This is a genomic window from Streptomyces sp. NPDC002088, assembly GCF_040296605.1.
In the GTDB taxonomy this organism is placed as follows: Bacteria; Actinomycetota; Actinomycetes; order Streptomycetales; family Streptomycetaceae; genus Streptomyces.
This window is the reverse complement of the sequence record NZ_JBEOXO010000001.1, coordinates 693,202-720,166: the sequence shown is the minus strand read 5'-3', so window position 1 is coordinate 720,166 and position 26,965 is coordinate 693,202. Positions and strand designations below refer to the sequence as shown.

The 26,965-nt window shown below is 71.6% G+C and carries 28 protein-coding genes and 1 pseudogene; 24 read left to right on the top strand and 5 right to left on the bottom strand.

Features of this window, described 5'->3' with window-relative positions:
- The first annotated feature begins 2 nt into the window (after positions 1–2).
- The 9 genes from ABT114_RS03380 (at position 3) to ABT114_RS03340 (ending at position 10,133) form a co-directional block, all read left to right on the top strand.
- The gene (locus ABT114_RS03380; protein ID WP_351138012.1) at positions 3–2,648 is read left to right on the top strand and encodes a type I polyketide synthase; all 2,646 of its coding nucleotides are present in this window, start codon (positions 3–5) and stop codon (positions 2,646–2,648) included.
- Entirely contained in the window at positions 2,645–3,829 is a 1,185-nt protein-coding gene (locus ABT114_RS03375) for a beta-ketoacyl synthase N-terminal-like domain-containing protein (RefSeq protein ID WP_351138011.1), read from the top strand. Before ABT114_RS03380 ends, ABT114_RS03375 begins: the two co-directional genes overlap by 4 nt.
- A 1-nt stretch (position 3,830) precedes the next feature.
- Positions 3,831–4,838 carry a beta-ketoacyl synthase N-terminal-like domain-containing protein gene (locus ABT114_RS03370; protein WP_351138009.1) on the top strand — a complete coding sequence of 336 codons (1,008 nt, stop codon included), beginning with the start codon at positions 3,831–3,833 and terminating at the stop codon, positions 4,836–4,838.
- A 124-nt stretch (positions 4,839–4,962) separates the two neighbouring features.
- Entirely contained in the window at positions 4,963–6,156 is a 1,194-nt protein-coding gene (locus ABT114_RS03365) for a beta-ketoacyl-[acyl-carrier-protein] synthase family protein (RefSeq protein ID WP_351138008.1), read from the top strand.
- Positions 6,153–7,139, top strand: a complete 987-nt coding sequence (locus ABT114_RS03360) for a beta-ketoacyl synthase N-terminal-like domain-containing protein (protein WP_351138006.1) — start codon at positions 6,153–6,155, stop codon at positions 7,137–7,139. Before ABT114_RS03365 ends, ABT114_RS03360 begins: the two co-directional genes overlap by 4 nt.
- A 77-nt stretch (positions 7,140–7,216) precedes the next feature.
- Positions 7,217–7,486, top strand: coding sequence for an acyl carrier protein (locus tag ABT114_RS03355; RefSeq protein WP_351138004.1), 270 nt, complete (start codon positions 7,217–7,219; stop codon positions 7,484–7,486).
- Positions 7,487–7,493: 7 nt separating this feature from the next.
- A complete protein-coding gene (locus tag ABT114_RS03350; RefSeq protein ID WP_351138002.1) occupies positions 7,494–7,781 on the top strand; it encodes a DUF1330 domain-containing protein in 288 nt (95 codons plus the stop codon).
- 68 nt (positions 7,782–7,849) lie between these two features.
- Positions 7,850–8,440: a hypothetical protein gene (locus ABT114_RS03345; protein WP_351138000.1), complete on the top strand. Its 591-nt coding sequence runs from the start codon at positions 7,850–7,852 to the stop codon at positions 8,438–8,440.
- A 175-nt stretch (positions 8,441–8,615) separates the two neighbouring features.
- Positions 8,616–10,133: an ABC1 kinase family protein gene (locus ABT114_RS03340; protein ID WP_502987277.1), complete on the top strand. Its 1,518-nt coding sequence runs from the start codon at positions 8,616–8,618 to the stop codon at positions 10,131–10,133.
- A 590-nt stretch (positions 10,134–10,723) separates the two neighbouring features.
- Here the strand turns inward: ABT114_RS03340 and ABT114_RS03335 are convergent.
- Positions 10,724–11,518, bottom strand: a complete 795-nt coding sequence (locus ABT114_RS03335; RefSeq protein ID WP_351137996.1) for an SDR family NAD(P)-dependent oxidoreductase — start codon at positions 11,516–11,518, stop codon at positions 10,724–10,726.
- Positions 11,519–11,669: 151 nt separating this feature from the next.
- On the opposite strand from ABT114_RS03335, the gene ABT114_RS03330 reads away from it, so the two are divergent.
- The 5 genes and pseudogenes from ABT114_RS03330 (at position 11,670) to tgmB (ending at position 14,898) form a co-directional block, all read left to right on the top strand.
- Positions 11,670–12,815, top strand: a complete 1,146-nt coding sequence (locus tag ABT114_RS03330) for a hypothetical protein (protein ID WP_351137994.1) — start codon at positions 11,670–11,672, stop codon at positions 12,813–12,815.
- Between the two features lie 48 nt (positions 12,816–12,863).
- Positions 12,864–13,050: pseudogene (locus ABT114_RS03325) on the top strand (xanthine dehydrogenase family protein molybdopterin-binding subunit); the annotation flags it as partial.
- 213 nt (positions 13,051–13,263) lie between these two features.
- Complete coding sequence (locus tag ABT114_RS03320) at positions 13,264–13,545, top strand: DUF1232 domain-containing protein (RefSeq protein WP_351137992.1); 282 nt, start codon at positions 13,264–13,266, stop codon at positions 13,543–13,545.
- A 158-nt stretch (positions 13,546–13,703) separates the two neighbouring features.
- Complete coding sequence (gene tgmA / locus ABT114_RS03315; RefSeq protein WP_351137990.1) at positions 13,704–13,895, top strand: putative ATP-grasp-modified RiPP; 192 nt, start codon at positions 13,704–13,706, stop codon at positions 13,893–13,895.
- Between the two features lie 16 nt (positions 13,896–13,911).
- A complete protein-coding gene (gene tgmB / locus ABT114_RS03310; protein ID WP_351137988.1) occupies positions 13,912–14,898 on the top strand; it encodes an ATP-grasp ribosomal peptide maturase in 987 nt (328 codons plus the stop codon).
- A 16-nt stretch (positions 14,899–14,914) separates the two neighbouring features.
- On the opposite strand, the gene ABT114_RS03305 is transcribed toward tgmB, so the two are convergent.
- The gene (locus tag ABT114_RS03305; RefSeq protein WP_351137986.1) at positions 14,915–15,130 is read right to left on the bottom strand and encodes a hypothetical protein; all 216 of its coding nucleotides are present in this window, start codon (positions 15,128–15,130) and stop codon (positions 14,915–14,917) included.
- Positions 15,131–15,448: 318 nt separating this feature from the next.
- Between ABT114_RS03305 and ABT114_RS03300 the strand changes: the two genes are divergently transcribed.
- Positions 15,449–15,805: a hypothetical protein gene (locus ABT114_RS03300; protein WP_351137984.1), complete on the top strand. Its 357-nt coding sequence runs from the start codon at positions 15,449–15,451 to the stop codon at positions 15,803–15,805.
- 35 nt (positions 15,806–15,840) lie between these two features.
- On the opposite strand, the gene ABT114_RS03295 is transcribed toward ABT114_RS03300, so the two are convergent.
- Both ABT114_RS03295 and ABT114_RS03290 read right to left on the bottom strand, forming a co-directional pair.
- On the bottom strand, positions 15,841–16,386 hold the full coding sequence (locus ABT114_RS03295; protein ID WP_351137982.1) for a hypothetical protein: 546 nt from the start codon (positions 16,384–16,386) through the stop codon (positions 15,841–15,843).
- 28 nt (positions 16,387–16,414) lie between these two features.
- Positions 16,415–16,978, bottom strand: coding sequence for an ATP-binding protein (locus tag ABT114_RS03290; protein WP_351137980.1), 564 nt, complete (start codon positions 16,976–16,978; stop codon positions 16,415–16,417).
- Positions 16,979–17,154: 176 nt separating this feature from the next.
- Here ABT114_RS03290 and ABT114_RS03285 point away from each other — a divergent pair, with 176 nt between their 5' ends.
- Together ABT114_RS03285 and ABT114_RS03280 are read left to right on the top strand one after the other, a co-directional pair.
- Positions 17,155–17,385: a DUF397 domain-containing protein gene (locus ABT114_RS03285; protein ID WP_351137978.1), complete on the top strand. Its 231-nt coding sequence runs from the start codon at positions 17,155–17,157 to the stop codon at positions 17,383–17,385.
- Positions 17,386–17,526: 141 nt separating this feature from the next.
- Positions 17,527–18,447, top strand: a complete 921-nt coding sequence (locus ABT114_RS03280) for a helix-turn-helix domain-containing protein (protein WP_351137976.1) — start codon at positions 17,527–17,529, stop codon at positions 18,445–18,447.
- A gap of 93 nt (positions 18,448–18,540) precedes the next feature.
- Here the strand turns inward: ABT114_RS03280 and ABT114_RS03275 are convergent, their stop codons facing one another.
- Positions 18,541–19,359, bottom strand: coding sequence for an SAM-dependent methyltransferase (locus ABT114_RS03275; RefSeq protein ID WP_351137974.1), 819 nt, complete (start codon positions 19,357–19,359; stop codon positions 18,541–18,543).
- A 260-nt stretch (positions 19,360–19,619) separates the two neighbouring features.
- Here ABT114_RS03275 and ABT114_RS03270 point away from each other — a divergent pair, with 260 nt between their 5' ends.
- The 7 genes from ABT114_RS03270 to ABT114_RS03235 all read left to right on the top strand — a co-directional run bounded on the left by ABT114_RS03270 (position 19,620) and on the right by ABT114_RS03235 (position 26,859).
- On the top strand, positions 19,620–19,820 hold the full coding sequence (locus ABT114_RS03270; RefSeq protein WP_351137972.1) for a hypothetical protein: 201 nt from the start codon (positions 19,620–19,622) through the stop codon (positions 19,818–19,820).
- Positions 19,821–19,938: 118 nt separating this feature from the next.
- Entirely contained in the window at positions 19,939–20,826 is an 888-nt protein-coding gene (locus ABT114_RS03265; protein WP_351137970.1) for a Gfo/Idh/MocA family protein, read from the top strand.
- A gap of 297 nt (positions 20,827–21,123) precedes the next feature.
- On the top strand, positions 21,124–22,224 hold the full coding sequence (locus ABT114_RS03255) for a PP2C family protein-serine/threonine phosphatase (protein ID WP_351137968.1): 1,101 nt from the start codon (positions 21,124–21,126) through the stop codon (positions 22,222–22,224).
- Between the two features lie 249 nt (positions 22,225–22,473).
- Positions 22,474–22,680 (top strand): hypothetical protein, encoded by a 207-nt coding sequence (locus ABT114_RS03250; protein WP_351137966.1) that lies wholly within the window; start codon positions 22,474–22,476, stop codon positions 22,678–22,680.
- Positions 22,681–22,746: 66 nt separating this feature from the next.
- Complete coding sequence (gene sthA, locus ABT114_RS03245) at positions 22,747–24,150, top strand: Si-specific NAD(P)(+) transhydrogenase (protein ID WP_351137964.1); 1,404 nt, start codon at positions 22,747–22,749, stop codon at positions 24,148–24,150.
- A 265-nt stretch (positions 24,151–24,415) separates the two neighbouring features.
- Positions 24,416–25,888, top strand: coding sequence for an APC family permease (locus tag ABT114_RS03240; protein ID WP_351137962.1), 1,473 nt, complete (start codon positions 24,416–24,418; stop codon positions 25,886–25,888).
- Positions 25,889–25,899: 11 nt separating this feature from the next.
- Complete coding sequence (locus ABT114_RS03235; protein WP_351137960.1) at positions 25,900–26,859, top strand: hypothetical protein; 960 nt, start codon at positions 25,900–25,902, stop codon at positions 26,857–26,859.
- Positions 26,860–26,965: the final 106 nt, after the last annotated feature.

Below are 26,965 nucleotides of genomic sequence, written 5' to 3'. Positions count from 1 at the left end.
AGATGACGCACAGGGCCGACGACATCAAGGACTGCGACGTGGCGATCGTCGGGATGGCCTGCCGGTTACCCGGCGCCGACTCGGTGGACGCCTTCTGGCGGAACCTGCGGGGAGGGCGGGAGAGCACGACGTTCTTCTCCGACGAGGAACTGCTGGCCGCCGGTCTCACCGAAGAGGAACTGTCCCGTCCCGGTTACGTCAAGGCGGGGCAGATCCTACCGGACATCGAACTGTTCGACGCCGAGCACTTCCGGATCCCGGCGGACGAGGCCGAGATCCTGGACCCGCAACACCGCCACTTCCTGGAGTGCTCGCTGACCGCCCTGGAGGACGCCGGCTACGCCCCGGCCACCTACCCCGGCGAGATCGGGGTCTTCGCCGGGGCGGGTATGAACACCTATCTGCTGGACAACCTCGCCGACCGGTACGCCGACGGGTCCTCCGTCAACCGCTACCGGCTCATGCTCGCCAACGACAAGGACTTCCTGGCCACCCGCGTCTCGTACAAACTCGATCTGCGCGGCCCGAGCCTCAGTGTCAACACCGCGTGCTCCACGTCGCTGGTCGCGGTGCACCTGGCCTGCCTCAGCCTGCTGGCCGGGGAGTGCGGGCTCGCCCTCGCGGGCGCCGTTCACCTGCGGGTTCCGCAGTACGAGGGGTATCTCCACCAGGAGGGGATGATCTTCTCCCCGGACGGCCACTGCCGCGCCTTCGACGCCGACGCCCAGGGCACGGTGATCGGCAGCGGGGTCGGTGTCGTCGTCCTGAAGCGGCTGAGTGACGCGGTGGCCGACGGCGACACGATTCACGCCGTGATCAAGGGCACGGCGATCAACAACGACGGTTCCACCAAGCCGGGTTACACCGCCCCGAGCGTCGAGCGCCAGGCGGCGGTGATCAGGGAGGCGCAGCGCGTCGCGGACTGCCCGCCGGAGACGATCTCGTACGTCGAGGCACACGGCACCGGCACCCCGCTGGGCGACCCCATCGAAGTCGCCGCACTCACCGAGGCGTTCGGCGGCGGCCGGACAAAGGAAGACAGTCCGCGTACCCTGCTCGGCTCGGTCAAGACCAACATCGGCCACCTGGACACGGCCGCCGGTATGGCGGGACTGATCAAGACGGCCCTGATGCTGCGCCACCGCACGCTCGTGCCGAGCCTCCACTTCAGGACCCCGAACCCCGACATCGACTTCACCGCCGGGCCATTCACCGTCGGCACCGGGACCGCGACATGGCCGGCCGGTCCCGGGCCCCGGCGGGCCGGGGTGAGTTCGTTCGGCGTCGGCGGTACCAACGCCCACGCCGTTCTGCAGGAGCCGCCCCCGGCACCCGCGGCAGCGCCGGGCCGCGCCGCCGAACTGCTGGTGCTCTCGGCCCGTACCCCCGAGGCACTCTCCCGCGCCACCGGCGAACTCGCCCGCCACCTCAGGCACCACCCTGGACTGGACCTCACCGCGGTCGCCCACACGCTGGCCGTGGGACGCGGCCACCATGTCCACCGGCGGGCGGTGGTCTGCACGGATCTCAAGGACGCCGCGCTCTCCCTGGCGGTCCTCGACCCCGGCCGGGTGCGGACCGGGTCGGGCGAAGAGGGCACCGCACGGTTCGCCTTGGTCTTTCCCGGCGGCGGGAGCGAGCCGGTGCCCGGCGCGCTGGACCTCTACCGCGAACTCGCCGTCTTCCGCGACGCGGTGGCCTCGTGCGCCACCGCCCTGGACACCGGGCGCGCCCCCGATCCCGAGGCGCTGCTGACGGGCGGGGAGGGCGCGCACATCGCAGCGTTCACCACCCAGTACGCGCTGGCCAGGGTGTGCCGGGAGTGGAACGTGCGGCCGGGCGCCCTGGTGGGCTCGGGGCCGGGGCAGGCCGTCGCGGGATGCCTGGCCGGAGTCCTCGACCTGCGTGCCGCGCTCACGCTCGTCGCAGGCGGCGAACTCGGCTCCCGCCGCCTGCCCGAACCGGGGCTCCCGCTCAGCCTGGGTTCCGGCCGGGACTGGTTGCCTTCACACCAGGCCGCCGCGCCACGGACCTGGTCCCGGTCGTCTGCGGCCGGGATCGACCACCAGGCGACCGCCGCCCTGCTGAAGGACGCGGGGCTGGTCGCGATCGACCTCGACGTCTTCGGCCGGGCCGGGACGTGCGTCACCGAGGTCCTGCTGCACGCCCTGGCGGAGGCCTGGACCTGCGGCGCCCAGGTCGACTGGTCCGCCTGGTACGCCCCGGGCAGGCGCCGCCGAGTGGGACTGCCCACATACCCGTTCGAACGACGTCGGCACTGGGCCGAGCCGATCGCCCGCCGGAGTGCCACAACTCCGCGGGCCCCGGAGCCGGACTCCGGCACGCTGCGCCGACGGATCGAGACAGTCGCGGGCCCCGAACGCAGCGCGCTGCTCCAGGAGTTCCTGCGCCTCCAGGTCGCCGACATCCTCGAACAGGACGACGGCGAGCTGCCCGGCGTGGACGAGAACCTTTTCCACCTCGGTGTCGACTCACTGATCCTCATCGACGTCATCGCCCGGCTCGGCACCGAACTGGGCTCGGCGGTGAACCCGTCGTTCGACGACGCCCCGACGATCCGTGGGCTCGCCGACCAGGTGGCCCGGGCTCTGTCCACGGAGGCGACAACAACGGGGCGGAACGGATGACCACCGCACACGCGAAGCCGACATCACCGGCGCAGTCGTCCGACGGCCCGGGGACGGCCTGGGCGATCGCCGGTACGGGCCTGGTGACCAGCGTCGGCGCGAACACCCGGGAGGTCTTCGAGGCGCTGTGCGCCGCCCGGACCGGCTTGGGCGAGCTGCGGGCCTTCGACACCACGCGGCTGCGGACCCGGCACGCCTTCGAGATCGGCGACCGCCCCGGGCCCGACACCCCGCGGCTGGCCACCCAGTGGCTCTGCCGGGCGGTGGCCGAAGCGGCGCGGGACGCCGGTCTGACCGAGGACCTGTCCGACGTGCCGATCCTGATCGGCACGGGCCTGCGGGAACTGCGTTCGGTGGAGCTGGCCTGGCTCGGCCGGGCCTCGTTCGACCTGGAAGACCTGCACTTCGGCCGGGCGCTGCGGGAGCGGTTCGGCGCCTGCGACACCCACACCTTCGCCGGGGCCTGCTCCGCGTCGCTGTACACACTGGGGCTCGCCGCCGACCTGCTCGCCGCCGATCGGGCCGACACGGTGGTGGTGGCCGCCGCCGACACGATCACGGCCAGCATGTACGGCCTGCTGGACCGGGTACAGACCGCGGCCCCGCGAGCCGTGCGGCCCTTCGACCGGGACCGCCAGGGTCAGCTGCTGGGCGACGGCGCCGTCGCGCTGGTGCTGCGCCGCAACGGGCCGGGGCGCGCCGTACTGCGCTCCGTCGGCCTGCATTGCGATGCCCGCCACGTCACCGCACCGGACGTAGAGGGGATGCTGACCACGCTCCGGCAGGCGCACGAACGGGCCGGGATCGGACCGGCCGACGTCAACCTCGTCTGCGCCCAGGGCACCGGAACTCTCGCCAACGACGCGGCCGAAGCGGAGGCGCTGGCGCGCGTGTTCGAACCGTGCGGCCATGGCGGGGGCCCGCTGGTGACCGCGGTCGAGGCGATGACCGGGCACACCTCCGGCTGCTCGGGGCTGCTCGGCACAGTGATCGCGGTGGAGAGCCTGCGGACCGGTCGGGTGCCGCCCACCGTCGGTCTGCGCGACCCGATCGGCCCGGCGTCGGTTCTGCGGTTCACCACGGAAGGGCCGGTCGAGGCACCGGGGTTGACGACCGCCCAGGTCAACGCGTTCGGCTTCGGTGGCCTCAACGCAGCCGCGATCGTCGGGAAGGCGGCCTGAGATGGGGCCTGAGCAGCGGACTGGGACGCGACGCGGGACGGCGACCGCGCTGGTGACCGGGGCCGGTGTCGTACTCCCCGGTGTCAAGCACGCGGCGGACCTGCTGGCGCCCGAACCCCTCGAAGGTGCCGGACGCGTCGGCCCGGAGCGGCTGCCGAGCGGCAGAGGTGCACGGAACAAGGACCGCGCGACCATGCTCGCCTTCGCCGCCGCGACCTTGGCGCTGGCAGATGCCGGGCTCCTGGACGACGAAGGGCTGTGCGTGCCGGGGGAGACGGTCGGCACAGTGGTCAGCTCCAACCTCGGCAATCTGGACACGGTGTGCCGAGTAGCCGAAAGACTCTCCCGCGATGGCACCGCGGGCATCTCCGCGCTGGACCTCCCCAACGCGTCCAGCAACGTCATCGCCTCCAGCGTGGCCATCCGGTTCGGGCTGCGCGGCGCCAACTTCACGCTGTGCAACGGCGCCACGTCGGGGCTGGACGCCGTCGGCTGGGCCACGCTCGCCGTGGAGACGGGCCGAGTGGCACGGGTGCTGGTCATCGGCGTGGAACCCGCCAACGCGGTGGTCGAGCAACTGGCCGGGGGTGACGCCCCAGCCCGGTTGCTGGACGGCGCGGGCGCTCTCGTACTGGAGTCGTCCGCCTCCGCCGAAGCCCGCGAACGCGGGGCACGTGCGGCGGTCGCCGGATATGCCAGGCGGCGGGATCTGACGACCACGGTCGGCGTGGCGACGAACGGCCGCGCCCGGGTCGGCCTCTGGCTGCCCCCGCAGGGTGGGGCTCGGGCCGAAAGAGCCCCGGCCGGCGTGGGGTTCGGCGACGTCTGCGATCTCGGCCGGACGCTGCCGTCCGCCTCGGGCGCCCTCGGGGTGCTGCAGTGTGCCGCGGCCACGGCCTGGCTCGCCGATCCGGGGCGCCATCGCGACGCCGAGCCCACCGCACTGGCCGCGGCGGGGGGCGGCGCGACGGACGACGCGGCCGCCGCGGTCCTGCTCACCACCACTTGAGCGGCCGTGGCGCCCATCGCCACCGGGCCACCGATACGGACCGGCCCAGCTCTGAAGCACCGACGTCGGGCGTCATGGGAGGAAGCGTCGTGGGAGGAAGCGTCGTGAGAGGAAGAGGAGCACGATGACAGAGGTACTGATCACCGGAGCCGGAGCCGTCTCCTGCCTCGGCCTGGGCGTAGAGGCCATGTGGCAGGCGCTGTGCGCCGCACCGGACAGCCGCCCGCAGCGCGTCGGCGACCCCGGTGCCCGGGTTCGGGTGCCGCTCTTCCACCTCGCCGAGACCGGCCCGCCGCCCGGCCCTGCCCCGGACCGGGACACGGACCCGGACGCGGACGTCTACGGCCGGGCCTCCCGCCTCGCCCTGACCGCGGCCCGCGAGGCCGTCGCCGACGCCGGGCTCACCCTCGAGGAGACCGCCCGCAGCACCGTGGTCATCGGCACCGGAGGCGGGAACACCGAACGAACCCGGCGTCCCCTCGACCCCGACCTGCCCTACGCCTCGAGCCACACGGTCGCCTCCGCGGTGGCCACCGCGCTGGGCTCGACCGGCGGCGCGGCGAGCGTCGCCAACGCCTGTTCGGCCAGTGGCTACGGCCTGGGCATGGCGATGGACATGATCCGCGCCGGGGAAGCCGAGGTGGTGGTGGCCGGGGGCGCGGAGGCGTACGCCAGGGTGACCCTGGGGTGCTTCGACCGCATGGGCGCCGTCGACCCGCATGCCTGCCGTCCCTTCCACCGCGACCGCAAGGGGACCGTCTTCGGTGAGGGCGCCGCGGTCCTGGTGCTGGAGTCGGCCGACCACGCCCGCCGCCGAGGCGCCCGGCGCCACTACGCCAAGCTGGCGGGCGCCGGCTGGAGTTGCGACGCCCACCACCTGACGGCGCCCGAACCGCAGGGCGAGGAGATCCGGCGGGCGATGGCCGAGGCGCTGGCCGACGCCGGCGCGTCGGCGGAGTCGGTCGGCTGCGTCGTACCGCACGGCACTGGGACCCGGCTGAACGACGTGGTGGAGAGCAGGGTTCTCGGCGCCGTCTTCGGCGAGCGCGTCGCCCGGCTGCCCGTCTTCAGCCTCAAGGCGCTGACCGGCCACACCGCCGGTGCGGCCGGGGCATTGGGGGCCCTCACCGCCGCGCTCGTCCTGGATCGCGGGACCGTTCCGCCCAACGTGGCGCTCGGCGACGGCCAGGATCCCGACTGCCGGCTCAGCTTGCCGCAGGGCACACCCGTGAGGCTCACGGGTCGCCACGTACTCGTCAACGCCTTCGCGTTCGGCGGCAACAACATCTCCCTGGTCCTGGAAGGAGCCACGCCATGAGCGCAGCGGAACTCGTCGTGACCGGGATCGGCACCACCTCCCCGTGGGGCCGGGACCCCGCCCGGCTCGCCCTCGACGCGGTCCGCCCGCCCATCACCGGCGAACCCTGGTTCGACCTCGCGGCCGAGCTGGGCGGGCGCGGCTACAAGTACCTGCCGCCGTCGTGCCGTTACCTGCTGGCCGCAACCCGTCGGGCGCTCGCGGACGCGGACGACCCGCTCTCCCCGGTGCCGGAGAGCCGGCGGGGGATGGCGGTCGGCACCAACAACGCGGTCACCGCCCTGCTCGACGCCATGGACGAGACGATGACCACCTCCGGGGCCGAGAAGCTCAGCCCGGCGACCGCCCCGTTCTTCGCCACGAACACCATCCCCAGCCGGGTCGCCATGGAGCATGGTCTCAAGGGCTGGAACCTCACCGTCACCACACCGCAGACGGCAGGTCTGGAGGCCGTGCTCGCCGGGACCCGGGCCGTGACCGCCGGACGGTCCACCATGTTCCTGGCCGGAGCCGTGGAGGAGGCCCTGCCGCCGCACCAACCGGGCCACGACATCTCGGAGGCGGGCGCCGCCGTCCTCGTCCTCGAACCCCGGGCCGCGGCCGCCGCGCGCGGCAGGACCGGCCACGGAACCTGTCGTGTGGTCACCTTCTTCCTCCCCCACGCCTCCCCGACCGCCCCCGTGGCATCGCACACCGCCAGGCAGGCCGTCGGCGATGCGTTCGCCCGTCTGCTCCCCGATCCCGAGGCGGCCCCGCCCACCCGCCTCATCGCCGACGACTCCCCGGTGGGCACCGCCGTCGCCGAGCAGATCCGCTCGCTCGGTGCCGAGGTCGATGTGGTCCCGCCGGGCGCCGGGGCGCTGCTGCCGATGCTCCACGTCTCCCGCGGCCTGGCCCGCCCCGGCCCCCCGCACCTGGTGGCCACCGCATGCCGTGACGGCTCCTGCGCGCTGGCTCTGGTGAGCCCGGAACGGGCGGCGTAAAGGGAGGCGCCGCGGGTCCGCCCGCTGCCCGCTGCCCGCAGACAACACCCGAGAACCATCATGACGAGGAGAGACAGATGACCAATGACACCGCGATCAATGCCACCGCCGTCGACATGGAGCAGCTGCGAGCGATCATCGCCGAGGTCCTCGATCTCGACGTGGCCGAGGTGACCGACGACGCCGAGTACGTCAAGGACCTGGGCCTCGACTCCCTGCTGGCGCTGGAGATGCAGCTCGCCCTTGAGGAGCGGTACGGCGTCTCCATCACCGAGGAGGAGCTACGAGGGGCCAAGTCACCTCGTATGACGCACGAATTGCTCACCGAGAAGACAGCTGCGAAGTGATGCCGAGGTGACCGCCTACGTCGTCGCCCACGTACAGGACGTCACGATGAGCCTCGGATTCATCAGGTACCTCAAGCGGGTCGGCACCACGCTCACCCCCTATGACGGCCGATTCCTCGCCCAAGGGGGGACGGCCGAAGAGCTGGAAGGCCGCTGGCCGGGGCGCACCGTCGTCATCGAGTTCCCGGACCGCGAATCCGCCAGGAAATGGTTTTACTCGGCCGAGTACCAGGAGCTCGCAGAGCTGCGCAGGGCCGACTCCGTCAGCGACATCGTCGCCGTCGACGGCGTGTGAGCCCACCTTGTCGCGCGGCTCCGATTCCCCGGGGCCGCCGAACCCTCAACCCGGAAGGACCATGACCCATGGGAACCGCAGACACGATCAAGGACTTCATCGGCAACATGGCCGATGACTACAAGACGGCGTGGGACGAACTCCTCGACCGCGACGATGACGACGACAACGACAACGACAACGACGGCCTCCTCGGCCTCCCGGTCCACTCCCTGGCCGCCCTGCCTCCGGCGGCGCTGCAGAGCGTAGCGGCGATGGCGGCGTTGCAGGGCCTGGGCGGAAGCGGCAAGAAGAAGGACAAGGACAAGAACAAGAACTCGAACCCGTTGGCACAACTGGCCCTGCTCTCCGCGATCAACCCCGGGGCCGGGGCAGCGGCCGCGGCCAACCCGCTGGCGGCACTGGGGGGTGTGGCCAACCCGCTGGCGCTGGGGGGGGTGGCCAACCCCCTGGGTGCCGTCGGCGGGTTCACCGCACCGGTCCAGGCGACCGCCGGGGCCGCGGAGGGCCTGGCCGCGCTTCCTCAGCAGCTCCAGCAGCTCACCGAATTGCTGAACACGCTGGTCGGCGCGTTGAAGAGCATGCAGCCGCTGCTGGGAGCCGCGGGGGCCGCCGGAGGAGTCCTCTCCCAGGTCGTGCCGGGGGCGAAGGGCAGCTGACCGCCCCCTGCGCGGAGGACGGACGCCACGACAGGGCCCGAGTGTGCCAGGCCGGTAACCCTCCCCGTACCGGCCTGGTACCACCGCGCACCCGGCCGACACCGGGCACGCGGACATCAGCGGACTTCTATGGACATGGTCTGGCGGACGAGGAAGGGGGCCCGCGGTGGCCCGTATGGTTGGCAACCGGCTGCGGACCGTGGCCAAAGTGCTCGGACACCTGATCGCCGAGGACGTGGGGTGGTCCCGCGCCCACCGTTCCGAAGCCCACAGCGGCCTGGAGCGCGAGCAGCGGCGCGCCAAGGCCGTGCGGCAGGCGCTGGAGAGCCTCGGGCCCTTCTACGTGAAGATCGGCCAGATCCTCTCCACCCGGCCCGACATGGTGTCACCGACGATGATCGCCGAGTTCGAGAACATGCACGACGAGGTCGACGTGCAGCCGTTCCACGAGTTCGAGCCGGTGCTGGCGGAGAACCTCGGGCCCAACTGGAAGCGGTTGTTCGACGACATCGACACGCTCCGTCCGCTCGGCGCAGCCTCGCTCGCCCAGGTGCACCGGGTCACGCTGAGCGGAGGGCGCCTCGGAGTGATCAAGCTGCAGCGCCCCGGCATCCGCGAGACGGTCCTCGCCGACATGGCGCTGCTGCGCCGGGCGGCCCGCATGGTCGCCCGCGGGGCACCGCGGTTCAGCTCGGTCGTCGACCTGGAATCCATGCTCGGGAACATCTTCGACGCGATGGAACCGGAGTTGGACTTCACCAAGGAAGCCGCCAACATGGACCAGGCCCGCGCCTCGGTGGGCAAGTTCCGCTACCTGGCCGTTCCGGAGGTCGTCGCGGCCACCCCGGGCGTGCTGGTGCAGTCGATGGCACCCGGGACCTCGGTGGGACGGATCGACCCTGCCACCCTGGGCGACCGGGAACGCATGGCCATCGGCCGGGAACTGTTGGCCTTCATGTACCGCGGCTACTTCATCGACCGCTTCTACCACGCCGATCCGCACCCCGGGAACGTCTTCGTGGCCCCGGGAGGGCCGGCCACCCTGATCGACTGGGGCATGGTCGGACGGATCGACCAGCGGACCAGCATGCGCCTGCTGCTCGCGCTGGCGGCCGTGGGGCAGAACGACGGGCACGGCCTGGCGAAGGCCTGGACCGAGATGGGCCGCACCACCCCTTGGTCCGACATCCCCGGCTTCTCGTCGGACATGGCGGCGCTGGTCCCGAAGGTCGCCTTCGCCTCACTGGCCGACCTCAACTTCGGCGTCGTGCTGACCTCGTGCCTGGAGAAGGCCTCTCGTCGCGGCATCGCCTCCAGCCCGTCCATCTCCCTGCTCGGCAAGTCCTTCGCCAACCTGGAGGGATCGGTCCGCCGCATCGCCCCCGAGCTGGTGATCCGCGACGTGTTCGAGAAGGAGATCTACGGCATCATCCTGAACCTCATCAGGGAGACGCTCTCCCCGCAGCAGATGGCCCGCCGATCCCTGGAGGGCCTGCTGGCCTGCACCACCGCCGGTGAGCAACTGCGCGCCCTCGCCGACGACATGTCGAACCGTCAGATTTCGGTCCAGGTCAGTCAGGTGCGCCGCGGCCGCGCTCTGGGCGGCGAGAATCCCTCCTCGCAGTACCGCGGCCTGCTTGTGCTGGGCGCCCTCGCGCTCTACGTGAGCCGCCGCACCTCGGGGCGCTCGTGACGGTGCCGACCCGCGTTGCCGCGCCCGGTGACCAGGGTCCGAGGCGGGGCCGAACAGTACGTGGCGCATGGCTGATCCCCGGTGCCGCGGCCTTTACGAGGCTCGTAGCACCGTCGAACATCGCAGGGCACGTGGCACCAACGTGGCGCGGTCGCCCCCGGACGCCCGCCGCCGCGGCCGACGACGCATGGAAGGACACGCTTGTGGACACAGTTCACCCGGGGAGTTCACCTGGGGAGCGGCCGGAGGGTTCCGGTGCCGGGCCGCCCTACGGGTGCCGGCCTCACGGCATTGTGCACGGCCAGGGAACGGGCTCGTCTCCGACCGCGCCGGCCTGCTGAGTCACCCGCCGACAGACGTGACCTGTCGGCCCCGTTCCCGCTCGGAAGGGCACAGAGACCCCGACGCGGATGGTGGGCGGGCCCCGATCGCCTGACGATTGTCGGGGCCGGGACGTACCACGGACACGAGTGAACGCCGGTGGGATGGAGTGAACACCGCGCGCCCCGTGTGCGGCACGTGCCGCGCCGTGCCGCGCCCATCTTCGCCGCGGCCGTCAGCCGTACCTGGGACGGCCCGCTCGGGGAGCGCTACGGCAGGATCGAGTCGACGTATCCCCCGTCGACGCGGACGGCCCCGCCAGTGGTGGCGGACGCGAGGGGCGAGCTCAGGTACACGACGAGGTTCGCGATCTCCTCGGGCTCGATGAGCCGCTGGAGCAGCGACTGCGGGCGGTGGTCGCGCATGAAGACACGCTGTGCCTCGTCCCAGGGCAGGTCGCGGTCCACCAGCTGGTATACGAAGTCCTCGACGCCCTCGGTGTGCGTCGGCCCGGCGATGACGGAGTTCACCGTGACGCCGGTACCGGCCGCCTCCTTGGCGAAGCCGCGGCCCACCGCGAGCAGGGCGGTCTTCGACATGCCGTAGTGGATCATCTCGGCGGGAATGACGACGGCCGAGTCGCTCGCGATGTACAGCACGCGGCCCCAGCCGCGCTCGGTCATCCGGGGGAGGTAGGCGCGCGTCAGCCGGACGCCCGCCAGGACGTTGATCTCGAAGTAGCGGCGCCACTCGTCGTCGCTGATCTCCAGCGCGGGGCGGGGGCCGAAGATGCCGAGGTTGTTCACGAGGATGTCGACGTCGGGCAGTGCGTCGACCGCGCGGGCGGCGCCCTCTTCCGTGCCGACGTCCGCCGCGACGGGCACGAACGCCCCGTCCGGCACCTCGGCCCGCAGGCCCTCGACGCTCTTCGCCAGCCGGCCGGGGTCGCGGCCGTTGACGCCCACCCGGGCTCCGGCGCGGGCCAGGCCCGCTGCGATCGCCGCTCCGATGCCCTGGGAGGAGCCCGTCACCAGCGCGGTCCGTCCCTCGAGGTCCAGCTTCATGGGTCACTCCTTCGGATGTGCGGCCGACCGGTGTGCTCCTGCCCACCTTCTCCGACGATTCACGTCTTCGCAGGACGACCCCCGCCTGATCGTGCGCGACCCGCGGCGACATACTGGCAGTCGCACGTCGTCCCCGCCCCAAAATGGACTTATGCCGACCTCTCCCACCGCGCACCCCACCACTCCCCCCACGGTCTGGCTCGTCCGCGGCCGCCATCTCGGACCGGCCGCGGCCGACGTCCTGCGCAAGAACCTCCAGCTGCTGAAGGACACCGAGGTGATCCTCGACTTCCTGGAGGTGCCGGAGTCCGAGAGCCGTGCGGACGAGCGGATCTTCGAAGCCCGCTGGCTGACCACGCCGGACGTGACCGTGCGGGCCCGGCTGACGCTCACGGAGGACTCCGCCTTCGGGCAGGACTGGACGCTGGTCGCGGAGGCGGAGCAGCCGTGGGACCAGCGCTGGCCCTCCCCCGCCACCATGTTCTGGCCCCAGGAGCGCGACACCGCCTGGGACCACGAGGCGGCAACGCGCCTGAGGTTCCTCGACAACAATCCGCTCCCCGAGGACGACAAGGAGCTACGGCGCCTGCTGCGCACCGCGGTGCGCGGCAGCTGGGCCGTCCACGTCGTCGTCCACGAGGCCATGACCCCCGACCAGCGCGGGCGCCGCCCGCTGACACCGCTGCTCGGGCCCGGCCTGCACCATCGCGTGGTGGAGCACCGCGCCGCGCCGCACCAGCTGCGCGCCGTGAACTGGGCCCTGCGCGAGTTCGGTGTGGAGCTGCCTCGCGGCGGCGCCGTGGTGCTGCCCGGAACCCCGGCCGCGCCCGAGTACGACGCCGCCGGCTTCGCCGTACGCAGTGTCTTCCTGGACGGCTCGGAGCCGACCGACCTCCTCGACGCGGTGACACGTTTCGTTGCGTTGCCGAGGCCGCTGCCGACCGGTGCCGACGCTGCCCTCACCGCGCTGCGGGAGGACTGGCGGCTGCTGACGCTGGAGGAGGAGCTCGACCGCGAACGCAAGCTCGTGGCGATGTACGCCGAGGCGCTCGATGCCATGACGAAGTCCCGCGACCTGTACCGGGAGGCCGCCGAGCGGGCCAACGAGGCGCTGGCCGTCTACCGCGAGTCCGCGGGCGGGGTACGGCCCGTGCCCGGCAGGCAGGGCGGTTCCCCGCTCCAGCAACTGACCCGCACCCTGGAACGCTTCAAGGGCGGCCCGAAGGGCCTGCGCCCGGCGAAGACCGCCGACGCCACGCACGAGGGAGCCGGGACGGAGCCTCCGGCCGACCGCTAGGGCGGGTCAGCGGAACAGCGGGAAGGCGACTTCGCGCGCCATGCCTGGGCACTGACCGAAGGTGCAACTCGACGCCTCCTTCGGCGACTTCGCGGAGTCCGACCTGGCGGCCTACCACGTGCCTCGCACGGCGGTCGCCATCGGCAACGCCGTCCACCACGCCACCGGCGTCCGCCACCGCGAACTGCCGCTGACCCCCGACCGGGTGTTGAAGGGCCTCACCGGTGCCCCCTGAGCGCGCAGCAGACGCGGTGTCGACCGTCGATCGCCCCTGCTCCCCGTAGCGCGTCTCGCCACTCGGGTGAAGCAGCCGGGTGAAACGCCTGCCGGAAACGGGCTTTCCTCCAACAAAAACGGGCATTCGACTAGCAAAGAGGGGGAAACAAAAGCGGGGGAAAGAAACGGGGAAGACCAGACGCGGCGCGGTACACCGCGCGAGGGAGGGTCCGTGGATTCGACCACCACGTACGTCACCGTCGCCGTGGTAGCGGCAGTGGCCCTGTTCGCCGTGGCCGTCGGCGTACTGGTGCGGCTGGTCCGTGCCCGCCGGGGCCTGCGGCGCGCGGGACTTCCGACCGGACCGCGCTGGGTCTTCTGGGGCGCGATCCTGTATTTCGTACTGCCGACCGACGTGCTGCCCGATCCCGTCTATCTCGACGACATCGGCGTGCTCCTGCTCGCCCTTCGCACCCTGCACCGTTCTCCCGACCGCACCGGTGCCGAGGGCTGACACACCGGCGCTCCAAGCGCCGATCGTCACACAGAGTAAGGAAACCAATCACTCGTTCGATTCGTATAAGTACCTGGGGGGTCGCTGGAGGACAGCGGGCCGAGTGATGTGGCCGGGCGACACCGCTTGATCGAGGCAGTACCGAAGAGGGAGAGACCATGCAACCGTTCGCGCTCAACTACGCACGCCCGGCGGCGGAGCTGGAGTTCGCAATCCCGTATGCCTACGACTCCGGACGGCAGTTGAACGTACTCTTCGACGGCCGGATAGCTGCTCGCGACCACGCCCTGCTGAGAGAACTGGGGACCACGACCTCGACGGCGGGCTCCAAGACCCACTTCGACGACTGAACACGAGCCGCCGACAATGACCGTACTGATCCTGACCTGTGAAGAGGACGTCACAGCGGACATGGTGGTCGTCCACCTGAACGCGACCGGCGTCCCCGTGGTCCGGCTCGATCCGGCCGACCTCACCAACGGCGTCGCGCTCTCCGGCGAGTACGTCCACGGCGCCTTTCGCGGCCATCTGTCCTCCGCGGGCCGCCTCGTGAGCATCGACGGCCTGCGCTCCGTCTGGGTGCGCAGGCCCGGCGCCCCGGCCTCGCGCGCCACCGGAGCCTCCGCCTGGCTGACCGAGGAGTCCTCGCAAGCGCTCTACGGCCTGCTCCGCGGCAGCGGAGCACGCTGGATGAACCACCCCGACGCGGCCGTTCGCGCCCGGCACAAGCCCTGGCAGCTGCGGCTCGCCCAGCACACCGGGCTGCCCGTCCCGGCCACACTGATCACGACTTTCCCGCAGGCCGCCCGCGAGTTCGCGGACCGCTACCCGGACCTGGTGGTCAAGCCCGTCTCGGGCGCGCACCCGCAGGATCCGCCCAGGGCGGTACCGACCAGCCGGGTGGCTCCGGACGCCGACTTCACCGCCGTCGCCTACGGCCCTACGCTGCTGCAGCGCCGGGTCGCCAAGCGTGCCGACATCCGGCTCACCGTCGTGGGCGACCGGATGCTGGCCGCCGGCAAGGCCGCCGACGCGGACGCCGACCCCGACCAGGTGGACGTCCGCTACGCCTCGTCCGCCGTGCCGTGGCGTCCCGTCGAGGTGCCGCCGCGCATCGCCACCGGTGTGCGCGCCTACCTCCGCGAGGCGGAACTGGCCTACGGCGCTTTCGACTTCGCCGAGGACGCCGACGGGACCTGGTGGTTCCTGGAGTGCAACCAGTCGGGCCAGTTCGGCTTCGTCGAGGTGGACACGGGCCAACCCATCGCCCGCGGCATCGCGGAGTGGCTTGCCCAGCCCGTGCCGGAGCCGCGCCCGGAGCACGTGAACTGCTCCGGTATGGCGAACGGTTGAATGGTTCGACGATTGATCAGTGCGGCAGTTGGCCGGGCAGCAGGGCCGTCCGCTGCCACCCGGCACCGGGCGAAGACCGGCGCGAAGACGGGTCGGGGTAACCGAGCGCGTGCGTGGGCCGCAGCACGAGTTCCAGTTCCCTGCTGACGCGTTCGGCCTCCCGGCGCACCTGGGTGGGCACATCGCCGCGTTCCGCGATGAGTCGGTCGTAGATGGGGGAATCGTGGAACACCCGGCAACGCGCCTTTCGTCTGCTACGCCTCGTGCGCTGCTGCGCCTCGGCCTGGCTGCCGAGTCTAGGCGCCCGCGCCCACCTGGGTGTTAATTCCGGGAGAGAACTGGACAGTCGCCGACAGACCGGGCTTCCGACCGGGCCGGCAGCCTTCTGACGACCTTCGGGTCCGGAACGAACCCGGAACCCTCTCTCTCGGTTTTCGCTCCGGATGCCCGGGCCGGCACCGGGCATGCACGACGCCCGAAACCAACCGCTTCCAAATGCCCAGAAAGCAGTTGAACAAGGGCATGCTCCTCTGAACGAACGGTGTACGCCATGCCCCGCTCCAGCCGCTTCCTCTGCGCCCTCTACCTCGCCACCAGCGCCGGGCTGGCCTGGGCCGCCGTCCTTGAGTTCCGGTACGGGTCCGCGTGGGCCGGGTGCCTGTTCGCGGCCGCGAGTCTCGTGCCGGTCATCGCCGTGCTACGTGAGAGCGTCCTGTGCGACCACCGCCGGGCCACGGCCCGGCTGCGCCGGCTGAACGCGGCGCCGGCCGCGCACGCCGGCACGGCCCTCGACATCGCGGTCCGGTCGCAGCTGGACGCCGCGTGCTGCGAACGCTGGTGGACCAGCCTGGGCACCGACCACGACTCGGCATGCCGGGACCGGACCCGCAGGAGCAGCGCGGCGTGACCGGCGTTCGGCCGTGCCGTCAGGCAGCGGGTGTCTCACTCCCCCAGCGCGCGGGCGAGCTCCGTCGTGGCGCGGGCGACCTCGGCGTCGTCCTCGGCCAGCAGGCGGCGCAGCTCACCGCGGCGCGCGCGAACGGCCTGCCGTGCCTTGCGCTCCCACACGACGTGGTTCTCGCGGTGGTTGAGCAGTTTGGGGTAGACGGCGGCCGTGCTCTCCCACTGCCGGGCATCGGCGATGTTCTTCAGCAACTGGATGATCTGTGCGCGGCATGTGACGTGCGGCAGTTGGGCGAGTTCCCACAGGAAGGGGACCGTGGCGGCGGTGGCCTGCTCGACGACGAAGCCGTACTGGCAGATGCGTTTCCGCAACTCGTCGAGCGCGCTCCGAGCCGTGTTGGCGTCGCCCCAGGCGACGCTGTTGAGGAGCAGCGGGATCGCGGCAGCAGAGCCGGAGGAGTCCTTGATCTCGTGCCAGGGCACCTGTCCCAGCGCCATCAGGGGCGCGGCCCTGGCCACTCCCTGTGCGGGCGTGTCGCGATCTGCGCGCTTCGTACTCGGCTGTCCGGTCGGAGCGGGGCGCATGGCAGGGGGCCTTTCCACGGCAGTCGTGTCAGGTGAGGAGACGGGTGGACAACTTGGCCCAGACGGTCTTGCCCGCGGGGGGTCTGGCGGTCCAGCCCCAGTCCTCGGACAAGGCATCGACGATGCTCAGGCCGCGTCCGCTCTCCGCGAGAGCGAAGTCGTCGGCGGGCGGGTGCACGGGCGGGTTGTCGGCGTGGTCGGAGACGGTCAGCAGCAGGTGCGCGGGGGCGAGGTCCAGCCCGAGCCGGACGTCCGGGTCGCCGTCCACCGCCTGGGGCACCGCGTGCTCGGCGGCGTTGGTGGCGAGTTCACTCATCACCAGCAGCACTTCGTCGGCGCAGTGGTCGAGTGACCAGTCGTGCAGCGTGCCCCGGGTGAAGGCGCGGGCGCGGGCGAATCCCTCGCTGTCGCAGGTGATGTGCAGCGCGGCCGAGACACGGGAACCGCTCGGTGAGCCGACTCCCGGAAGCGGCCGTTCTCCGGGGTGCGCGCAGTGGACCGTTCGCACCGGCGCCTCGGTGATGCCGGTCCCGCCTGACCGTATGGCGGCCTCGCGCAGCGGCCGGACCACTCTGGGCGCAGGTGACGACACGACATCCCCCTGAGGTGAGGTCAGGTTCACGGCATCCACATCCACACAGGGGTTGACGCCGCAGCAGCTATTATCCACGCTTACGGCGCCCGCGTGCAATTGCACGAGAAATTGCGCGAAAGTCAGCCGGGCGGACGTGAAGCACGGCGAAGAACGTGAACAGCAAGGAGACTTCGGTGCCAGGAGTGCGGAACGGGGTGCGCGCCAGTTCGCTGGACGCCTACTGGATCAAGAGCCGGCACAGCAACGCCGAGGGCAACTGTGTCGAAGTCGCCGCACTGACCGAGGGAGGCATCGCGGTGCGCAACTCCCGTGATCCTGACGGCCCCGCGCTCGTGTACACGCCGTCCGAGCTGGCGGCGTTCCTGGCGGGGGCGAAGGAGGGGGAGTTCGACCATCTGCTGTGAGCCACGCTGCTGTGAGCCACGGCAACTGCCGGGGGCGCACCGGAGCGGAACCCAACTCCCTTACTTTCGCGTTCGATACGAAGGGGACCGGAGGATTGCGATAGGGTAATCGCCACGTCTGCCGGTCCACTGGGAGCCAGGATGTCCGCCGAGTCGCATCGCATCTCCCGCCTCGAACCCTATCTGGACAGACCGGAACCCGCGCCGACTCTGCTGAAGATGCTGGTCGGTGTCCAGCTGGCCGGCTTCCGTGAGGACGCGGGCCTCGCCCAGGACCAGGCGGCACGCGCCCTGGGGTTCAGTGGGGCGAAGCTCTCACGCATCGAGTCGGGCAAGGGCCGCAGGCCGCCGACGGAACGGGACGTCCGCGCGCTGCTGGAGCTGTACGGCACGGACGCCTACGAGGCCTCGGTGCTGCTCAAGCTGCTTCAACGGGCGGGTGAGCCGGGGTGGTGGCAGCGCTACGACAAGCGCCTGATGCCGGAGTGGTTCGACCGTCTGGTCGGGCTGCAGGAGGCGGCCGCCACCATCCGGACCTTCGAGATCCAGTACGTGCCCGGCCTGTTGCAGACGCCCGCCTATACCCGGGCGGTGGTGGAGCGGGGTCTGCCGAACGTGCCGGCCGGCGAGGTGCAGCGCCGGGTCGAGCTCCGTATGCGCCGGGCGCAGCTGCTGTCACGGGCGGACGCCCCGCAGCTGTGGGCCATCGTCGACGAATCGGTCCTGCTGCGGGTGCTGGGCGACCGCGCGGTGATGCGCGAGCAGCTCGCCCACCTCCTCGAGATGGCTCAGCGGCCCCATGTGACGGTCCAGGTCGTCCCCCTCGACGTGACGCACGCGTCGGCACCCGCCATACCGATCACGTATCTCCGTTTCGGCGGCCTGGACCTGCCCGATGTCGTCTACCTCGAGCACATAAGGAGCGCGAACTTCCTCGAGGACCGCGACGAGACGGAGGAGTACCGGCTCGCGCTGGACCGGCTGGCGGACGAAGCCCTTGACCCGCGCGATTCACTGAGGCTGCTGCGCGACACGATGGAGGGGCGCTACCCGCGCCCGTGACGGTGGTCGGCGCCCGGGCCGCGCGCCTCACTTCCGACGTCGCGCGCGGCCGCGGGTCGCAGTGCGTTCCGGTTCGTTGTGGTCGGTCGTGGCTCAGCGGAGCCGGGCCACGCCGCCGAACTCGATCCACTCCTGGGTGAGCTGGCGGGGAGCGACCTCGCTGTCCGGCCGCCAGGTGGACACCTCGACGAGCCCCGGCTCAAGGATGTCCATGCCCTCGAACAACTCGGCGACGTCCTTCTCCTGACGGACCCGGCCCCAGTGTCCCTGGGTGGCCTTGTCCATGAAGTCGGTGACGAACTCCCGGACCTGGGCATCCTCGCTGACCAGCTGGCACATCAACAGATAGCTTCCCGGCGCGAGCCGTTCGGTCACGCGGCGGACGACCGCCTGCGGACCGTCGGTCTCACTGTCCGGGATGCAGTGGAAGACCGAGTTGAACAGCACGGCCACCGGCTGCGAGAAGTCGATCAGGCGCTGGGTGTCCGGGTGGGAGCAGATCTCCTCGGTGGCGCGCATGTCGGCGTGGATGACGGTGGTGCGCTCGTCCTGCTCCAGCAGCGCCCGGCCGTGGACCAGCACCATCGGGTCGTTGTCGACGTAGACGACATGCGTGCTGGGTTCGATGCGCTGGGCGACCTGGTGCACGTTGTCCTGGGTGGGCAGGCCTGAGCCGTGGTCGAGGAACTGGCGGATCCCGTAGTCGGTCGCCAGCGTCTTGACGACCCGTTGCAGGAAGCGCCGGTTGTTCACGGCCAGCCGGCGGGTGCTGGGGACGACCTTGTCGAGCTCTTCGCACGCGGCCCGGTCCGCCGCGTAGTTGTCCTTGCCGCCCAGGTAGTGGTCGTACATCCGCGCGGCTGTCGGCACATTGGCGTCGATCTTCGTGGACAGCTGATTTTCGGTGTTCATCGCTCCCCCAGCTCCGTGCCGCGCCAACTGGACCGGCCTGACAGACAGTACATCTTAGGGACTTGACCTTCGGCGGTTCCAGCCCACGACGTAAAGACCCTGCACTGGTGGTGGGTTGCTCGCACAAAAGGTCAACAGGCCATCGCGAACTCATGTGTTGGGGCGGCGGCTCGGACCGTCACTGATTCTTCACCTGCCGGGCACGCATCAGCGGTCGCGATCGGAGCACCCGCATGGTGTCGCCTGGTCGAGGGGATGCCATGGTCCTGGTCGCCGTACTGTTGTTGCCGCTCCTGTCCGTCCTGCTGATCGTGCTGGACCGCGTGGAGGACCACCTGTTCGATCCCGCTCCCTCAAGGCGGCGGCATCTGCGCCTGGTGCGGGGCGGCCACCGCGACGCGGCACCCGGCCCGGCGCCCGATGCCGACGCCGAGACTCCCCCGGCACCTCGCGCGGCCTGAGCCACGGGGTCGGCGGGCGGGGTGCGCGGCAGCGGTCTCGTGTGCGAGGCTCGCTCACGACCGGCCGCCGCGACGGCACCGGTCGGCACCTCGTCCGGCACCGTGGAAAGGCGACGGCATGCGCATCGGACTGCTCGGCACCGGCCCCTGGGCACACATGGTCCACGCCCCCGCTCTCAGCGCACACGCCGAGGTCGACTTCGCGGGCGTGTGGGGCCGTCGCCCCGACGCGGCGAAGGAACTGGCCGACCTTCACGGCACGCAGGCCTACGACGACGTCGACGCCCTCTTCGCCGATGTCGACGCCGTGGCCGTGGCCCTTCCTCCGGACGTCCAGGCGGCCCTGGCGGCGCGGGCCGCGCGGGCCGGCTGTCATCTGCTGCTCGACAAGCCCATCGCCACGACCGTCGAACAGGGACGGGCCGTGGTCGAGGCGGCGGGCGAAGCCGGTGTCGCCTCGGTGGTCTTCTTCACCACCCGCTTCCGGTCCGACTCCGAGGCCTGGATCACCGAACAGGCACGCGCGGGCGGCTGGTTCACCGGCAGGGCGCAGTGGCTCGGCTCGCTGTACACCGGCGACAGCCCGTTCGCGGCCTCGCCGTGGCGGCGGGAGAAGGGCGCTCTGTGGGACGTGGGCCCGCACGCCCTGTCCGTGCTGCTCCCGGTACTCGGCGACGTCCGGCACGTGGCGGCAGCGGCTCACGGGCCCGGGGACACCGTCCACGCGGTCCTCCAGCACGTCGGCGGCGCCTCGAGCACCCTGACCCTCAGCCTCACCGCACCGCGCGCCGCGGCAGGGGCGGCCGTCGAATTCCGGGGCGAGAACGGGGTGACCCTCCTCCCGGAGAGCCCCGAAGGCCCTCTCCCCGCCTTCACCCGCGCCATCGACGCCCTCCGCGAAGCCGCCCGCACGCGCGGCCCGCACCCGTGCGACGCCGCGTTCGCCCTCCGGGTCACCGAGATCCTCGCAGCGACCGAGGCGCTGCTGACCGCCCACGGCGACTGAACGGGCTGTCCACCAGGTCCGGCGAGGGGGCGTCGGCTGCGTCCCGTACGAGCAGGGGCCTGCCTGCCGCAGACCTCCTCCCACCGCGCCCGGTGCTCGTCGTCGTCCACGTCCGCGAGGGGCAGCTCGCACACGAACAGTTCCCGGACGGGACCGTACGCGGGACCTGCGGTGAACCTGCCGGGCAGCCAGGGGAAGTCTGTCTCGTCGATCAGCATCTCCCCGGCCGGAGCGGTGCCCGGACGTGCGGCTCGCGGCCCGCCGTAGGAGCGTGGTGGTGTGGGAAGCCTGCGCGCCATGTCACCCCATCGGGACCGGCGGGGCTGGCTGCGGGGTGCGCCGCCGCCCCAGTGGGTGCGGGTGCTCCCTCCCGCCCTGATCGCCGGCGTGGTGGCCGCCACGCTGCTGAGCCCCGATCCACTCGACATCGGTTTTCTCCTGGGCGCCATCCCGCCGCTGGCCGTGCTGTCGTACGGGCCGACGGCGACCGCTCTCCTCGGCCTCGTCTCGGTCGCGGTGCTGATCGTCCCCGCGTTCCGGCTGGACCGTCCGGGCAACGCCGACCTGCTCACCATCTGCTTCGTCGCCCTGCTGAGCATCTTCGTGTCGTTCGTGCGCAGCCGCCGGGACACCCAGCTGGATCTGGAGCACACGGTCGCCGAGGCGGCGCAGCGCGCGGTCGTGCCGGCGGTTCCCGAACGGGTCGGGCCGGTGCGCTGCGCGGCCCTGTACCGGGCGGCGCAGCGCGGCACACTCGTCGGCGGGGACTTCTTCGACGTACGGGAGGGTCCGCACGGCGTACGGGCCGTCCTGGGCGACGTGCAGGGGCACGGGCTGGCGGCCGTGGCGACGGTGGCGCTGCTGATGGGGGCGTTCCGGGAGGCGGTGCTGGACCACCCGGACCTCGAGGCGGTCGCCGGCCGCCTGGACCGCCGGCTGCTGCTGGACGCGGCGCAGGACCGCCGGGACGAGCTGTTCGCGACCGCCGTGCTGCTGGACTTCTCGCCCGGCGCGGGGGCCGTGCGGATCGTGACCTGCGGCCATCCGCCACCCCTGCTGCTGCGCGACGGGACGGCCGCGGAGATCGGGTGCACGGCGTGGCCGCCGCTCGGTCTCGGGCTGCCCGACACGACCGCGCACGACGCGATCACGGTGCGCCTGCTGCCCGGAGACCGGCTGGTCCTCGCCTCCGACGGCGTCTGGGAGGCCCGGGACGCCACCGGCGCCTTCTATCCGCTGCCCGAGCGGCTGGGCGCCCTCGCCGCCGAACACGCCAAGGACCTGGCGGCCCTGGCGGACCGGGTCTGGGCCGACGTCCTGCGGTTCTGCGGTGCGACGACCGCACGCGACGACGTCACGATGCTCGTTCTCGCTCCCGAGCCGCCGCGCGGTCGCTGAGGCCGGCGGGCGGCGCCTCCTGCTCCCCTCGGCGTCGGGTGCGGCAGCTGCCGGTCCAGCCACCGCGGTGTCCACCGGGCCCTGCTCATCATCCATGGGACGCCACTTCGATCACCCAGGCATGCCGGGCCCGTGACAGGGCACTCGTGCCTCCGGATGCGCACCGGGCCCGCACGATGAATGGTGATAGTGGACCCGGTGCCGGCACCGGGCCGAAGCAGTCCCCACCGGACCCGAGGAGCAGAGATCATGGAGACGTCACAGCCCGACGCGTCCCGGCCGTCCGAGGACCGCGTCACCCCGGACAGCCTGCTCCACACCCGCACCGGCACGGAGGTGGCACCGGAGGACCTGGTGCTCGCCACGGGCCGGGACCTGACCCCCCGCAATCTGGAATGGGCCCAGCGGAAGCTGGACCGGGAGGGCCCCGCCGCCATGGAGAAGCTGCTGCCCTAGAAGCCCGGTACCCAAGCCCGGGTACACCCTTTCGAAAGGCGCCTCCGGGCTGACAGACTCCTGAGGGTGCCCGACTTCGACATGCTCGTCCTCGGTTCAGGACCCGGCGGCCAGAAGGCCGCCATCGCCGCCGCCAAGCTCGGCCGCCGGGTCGCCGTCGTCGACCTCCCCGACATGGTCGGCGGGGTCTCCATCCACACCGGCACCATTCCTTCAAAGACGCTGCGGGAGGCGGTGCTGTACCTCACCGGGCTCACCCAGCGCGATCTGTACGGGCAGAGCTACCGGCTGAAGGACGACATAACCGTCGGTGACCTGACCGCGCGTACCCAGCACGTGGTCGGCCGCGAGGTCGACGTCATCCGCAACCAGCTCTCCCGCAACCACGTCGCCCTGTACGCGGGTACCGGCCGCTTCGTCGACGACCACACGGTCGCCGTGCGCGAAGTGACCGGGCAGGAACGGCTGCTGAGCGCCGAGCACATCGTCATCGCGACCGGCACCCGGCCCGCGCGGCCCGACACGGTGGAGTTCGACGGGCGGACGATCCTCGACTCGGACAACGTCCTGACCGTGGAACGGGTCCCGCGGTCCATGGTGATCGTCGGCGCGGGCGTGATCGGCATGGAGTACGCCTCCATGTTCGCCGCGCTCGGCAGCAAGGTCACCGTGGTCGAGAAGCGGGCCGGGATGCTCGACATGTGCGACGTCGAGGTCATCGAGTCACTCAAGTACCACCTCCGGGACCTCGCGGTCGCCTTCCGGTTCGGGGAGACCGTCGCGGCCGTCGAGCGTCATCCGCGCGGCACCCTCACGGTCCTGGAGAGCGGCAAGAAGATCCCCGCGGACGCGGTGATGTACTCGGCGGGCCGGCAGGGTCTCACCGACGAACTCGACCTGGACAAGGCGGGACTGGCCGCCGACGCGCGCGGCCGGATCACGGTCGACGAGCACTACCGCACCCAGGTGCCGCACATCTACGCCGTCGGCGACGTCATCGGCTTCCCGGCGCTGGCCGCCACGTCGATGGAGCAGGGGCGTTCGGCGGCCTACCACGCCTGCGGGGAGCCCGTCGGGCAGATGCACCACCTCCAGCCGATCGGTATCTACACCATTCCGGAGATCAGTTTCGTGGGCCGGACCGAGGACCAGCTCACCGAGGACCGCGTGCCGTTCGAGGTCGGCATCGCCCGCTACCGCGAGCTGGCCCGCGGACAGATCATCGGCGACGCGCACGGCATGCTGAAGCTGCTGGTCTCCCCGGAGGACCGCACGCTGCTCGGCGTGCACTGCTTCGGCACCGGCGCGACCGAGCTGATCCACATCGGACAGTCCGTCATGGGGTGCGGCGGCACGGTCGACTACCTGGTCGACGCGGTGTTCAACTACCCGACGCTCGCGGAGTCCTACAAGGTCGCGGCCCTGGACGCCACCAACAAGCTGCGCCAACTCGACCGGATCGGGGACTGACCGGGCGACTCGTCCTTCCTTCCCCGAACCGGGCCACGTCTGCCGCCGTCTTGCCAAGGCGACCGCGGGGGCTATCATCACTCGCACACTCGGTGTGACCGTCCGCCGACGCAGCGGCTGAACGGTAACCACCGGCTCTTTCGCCGCCCCTGACCCGAGGCCAACCCTCTCCGGTTCAGGGCGGCCGCAACCCCCCACCCCTCATACGTCGTCGGGGCCAGGTCGCCTCGCCCTCGCGTCGTGCACGACGGAAAGCAGCACAACCATGAGCAACAGCAGGGGCAGAGGGCTGCAGGCCAACGCTCTCGGTACGTTCGACACGGTGGTGATGGCGGTCGCGGGCAGCGCTCCGGCGTACTCGCTGGCCGCGACCACCGCGGTGCTGGTCGGCGCGGTCGGTCTCGCCAGCCCCGCGGCGCTGCTGTACTGCGCGATACCCATGCTGGGCATCGCGCTGGCCTTCAGCTACCTCGGTCGCATCGACGTGAACGCGGGCGCCAGTTACTCGTGGGTGGGGCGAACGCTCCATCCCTTTCTGGGTTTCATCAGCGGCTGGGCCCTGGTGATCTCGGCGACCATCTTCATGGTGGCCGGCTCGCTGCCCGCGGGGTCGATGACGCTCGCGCTCTTCGACGAGAGCCTCGCCGACAACACCGCGCTGTCGACGGTCGTCGGCGCGGCCTGGTTCCTGGTGATGCTGGGCGTGGTGCTGGGCGGCGCCCGGCTCACGGTCCGCGCACAGCTCGTCATGTCGGGCGTGGAGCTCGCCATCCTGGCCCTGTTCGCGGTGCTCGCGCTCTTCCACTCGGGCAACGCCCGCGCCTTCGACTGGTCCTGGCTGGGCTTCGGCCACTTCGACGGGGTGGCGGGGTTCGCGTCGGGCGCGCTGGTGGCCGCGTTCTACTACTGGGGCTGGGACGTCACCAGCAACCTGAGCGAGGAGACCCGCAACAGCCGTCGTACGACGGGACTCGCGGGCCTCATCGGCGTGGGCATCGTCTTCCTGCTCTTCGAGGTGTTCACCATCGCGGTGAACGTGATCCTGTCCGCCGAGCAGATCGAGGACAACGGCGCCAACGTGCTGGGCGCGCTCGGCGAGGAGATCTGGCCGGGCTGGGGCGGCAAGCTGCTGATCGTGTCGGTGATGCTGTCCACCATCGCCACGCTGGAGACCACGCTCATCCAGGTCACGCGCTCCCTGTTCGCGATGGGCCGGGACCGTACGATGCCGGCTGCGCTGGGCCGGGTGCACCGCACATGGAACACCCCCTGGGTCGCGATCGCGGTGGTCGGCGGGGTGGCGCTGGCGATGTTCGTCGTCTCCAACGCGCTGGGCTCGGTGGGCGAGATCCTCTCGGACGCCATCTCCGCGATCGGTCTCCAGATCGCTGTGTACTACGGTCTCGCGGGCCTCTCGGTAGTCGTCGCCTACCGCAAGATGCTGCTGAGGTCGCCGGCCAACTTCCTGCTCGGCGGGGTGTGGCCGCTGTTCGGCGCCCTGTTCATGTTCTGGATCTTCGTAGAGTCGCTGGGCGACCTGAGCGGTGCGGCCGTCGCGATCGGCATCGGCGGGCTGGCCGTCGGGCTGGTCCCGATGTTCTGGTACTGGAAGCAGGGCAGCGACTACTACCGGCCCGCCCGGCTGGACGCCACCCGCACCGTCGAGACGGAGTACGTCCCCGACGGCCGTGCTACCGCAGGATCGGTCGCCCATGAGGGTCTCCCCACCGACTTCTGAGGGGGAACCCGATGGCGCGAGACCGCTTCGCTCCCGACTTCGACCCCGACTGCGGGGACGCGCCCCTCACCTCCGCCCGGCACGACATCGTCATCGGCCGCTGGCAGGGCCTGCGGGACCTGCTGCGGGCCACCGGGTCCGACTGGCAGGCACGGGGTCACCGGGTCCGGCTGCTCGCGCAGGCCTGCGCGGGGAGTTCGACGGTGGAGACCTGGCTGGCCGCCGAGCCGCACAGCGTCGACGCGCTGGTGCTGCGGGCGGCGACGGAGACGGCCCGGGCGTTCAACCTGGCCATCGCCGCGGGCCGGGGCGTGCCCATCGACCAGCAGCGGGTCGACGCCGCGGTGCTGGCGTGCCTGCGGGCGGCGGAGGCCTGTCCGCAGGACCCGACGCCGTGGATTTCCCTGATCTCTGTGGCCCGGCTGTATCCGTCGGGCGTGCGGCGCCAGGAACTGGCGCGCTGGTGGGACGAGTTGCACCGGCGCGACCGGTACAGCGTGGAGGGGCACCTCCAGGTGCTGCATTACTACTCCTCGCGCTGGCACGGCACGCACGGCCTCATGTACGACTTCGCCCGTGACGCGGCCGGTGCGGCGCCGCCCGGCTGTGCGCTGCCGGTCCTGGTGCAGTACGCCCGGGTCGAGGAGTACCGCTACGCTCTGGACGCCGCGAAGGGCAGGCAGGCCGCGGTGGGTCTCGGGCAGCACTGGAGCCACGACGGCGCCGTGAGCGACGTACGGCGCACCTGGCAGCGCTGGATCGCGGCCCGCGCGGACGGTCCGATCGAGCCGGGTGAGCTGCGCGACCTCAACTACCTGGCGCACGCGGCCTGTCTGGCGGGCACCGAGGATGTCGCTGCCGCGCTGCTGCGGATGCTCGGCCGGCGCGCGACGCGCACGCCGTGGTCGTACACCGGGGATCCGCGGCAGCAGATCCTCAAGTGGCGCAAGGAGCTGGAGCTGCGGGTGTGACGGCGGGGACGGTCCTTCGGCCGGCACACCGGCGGCCTCCAGGAGCCGCCTCCACCAAGTCGTCCGGCACCACCTGGAGTTGACCCGCGAACCGGTCAGGAACAGA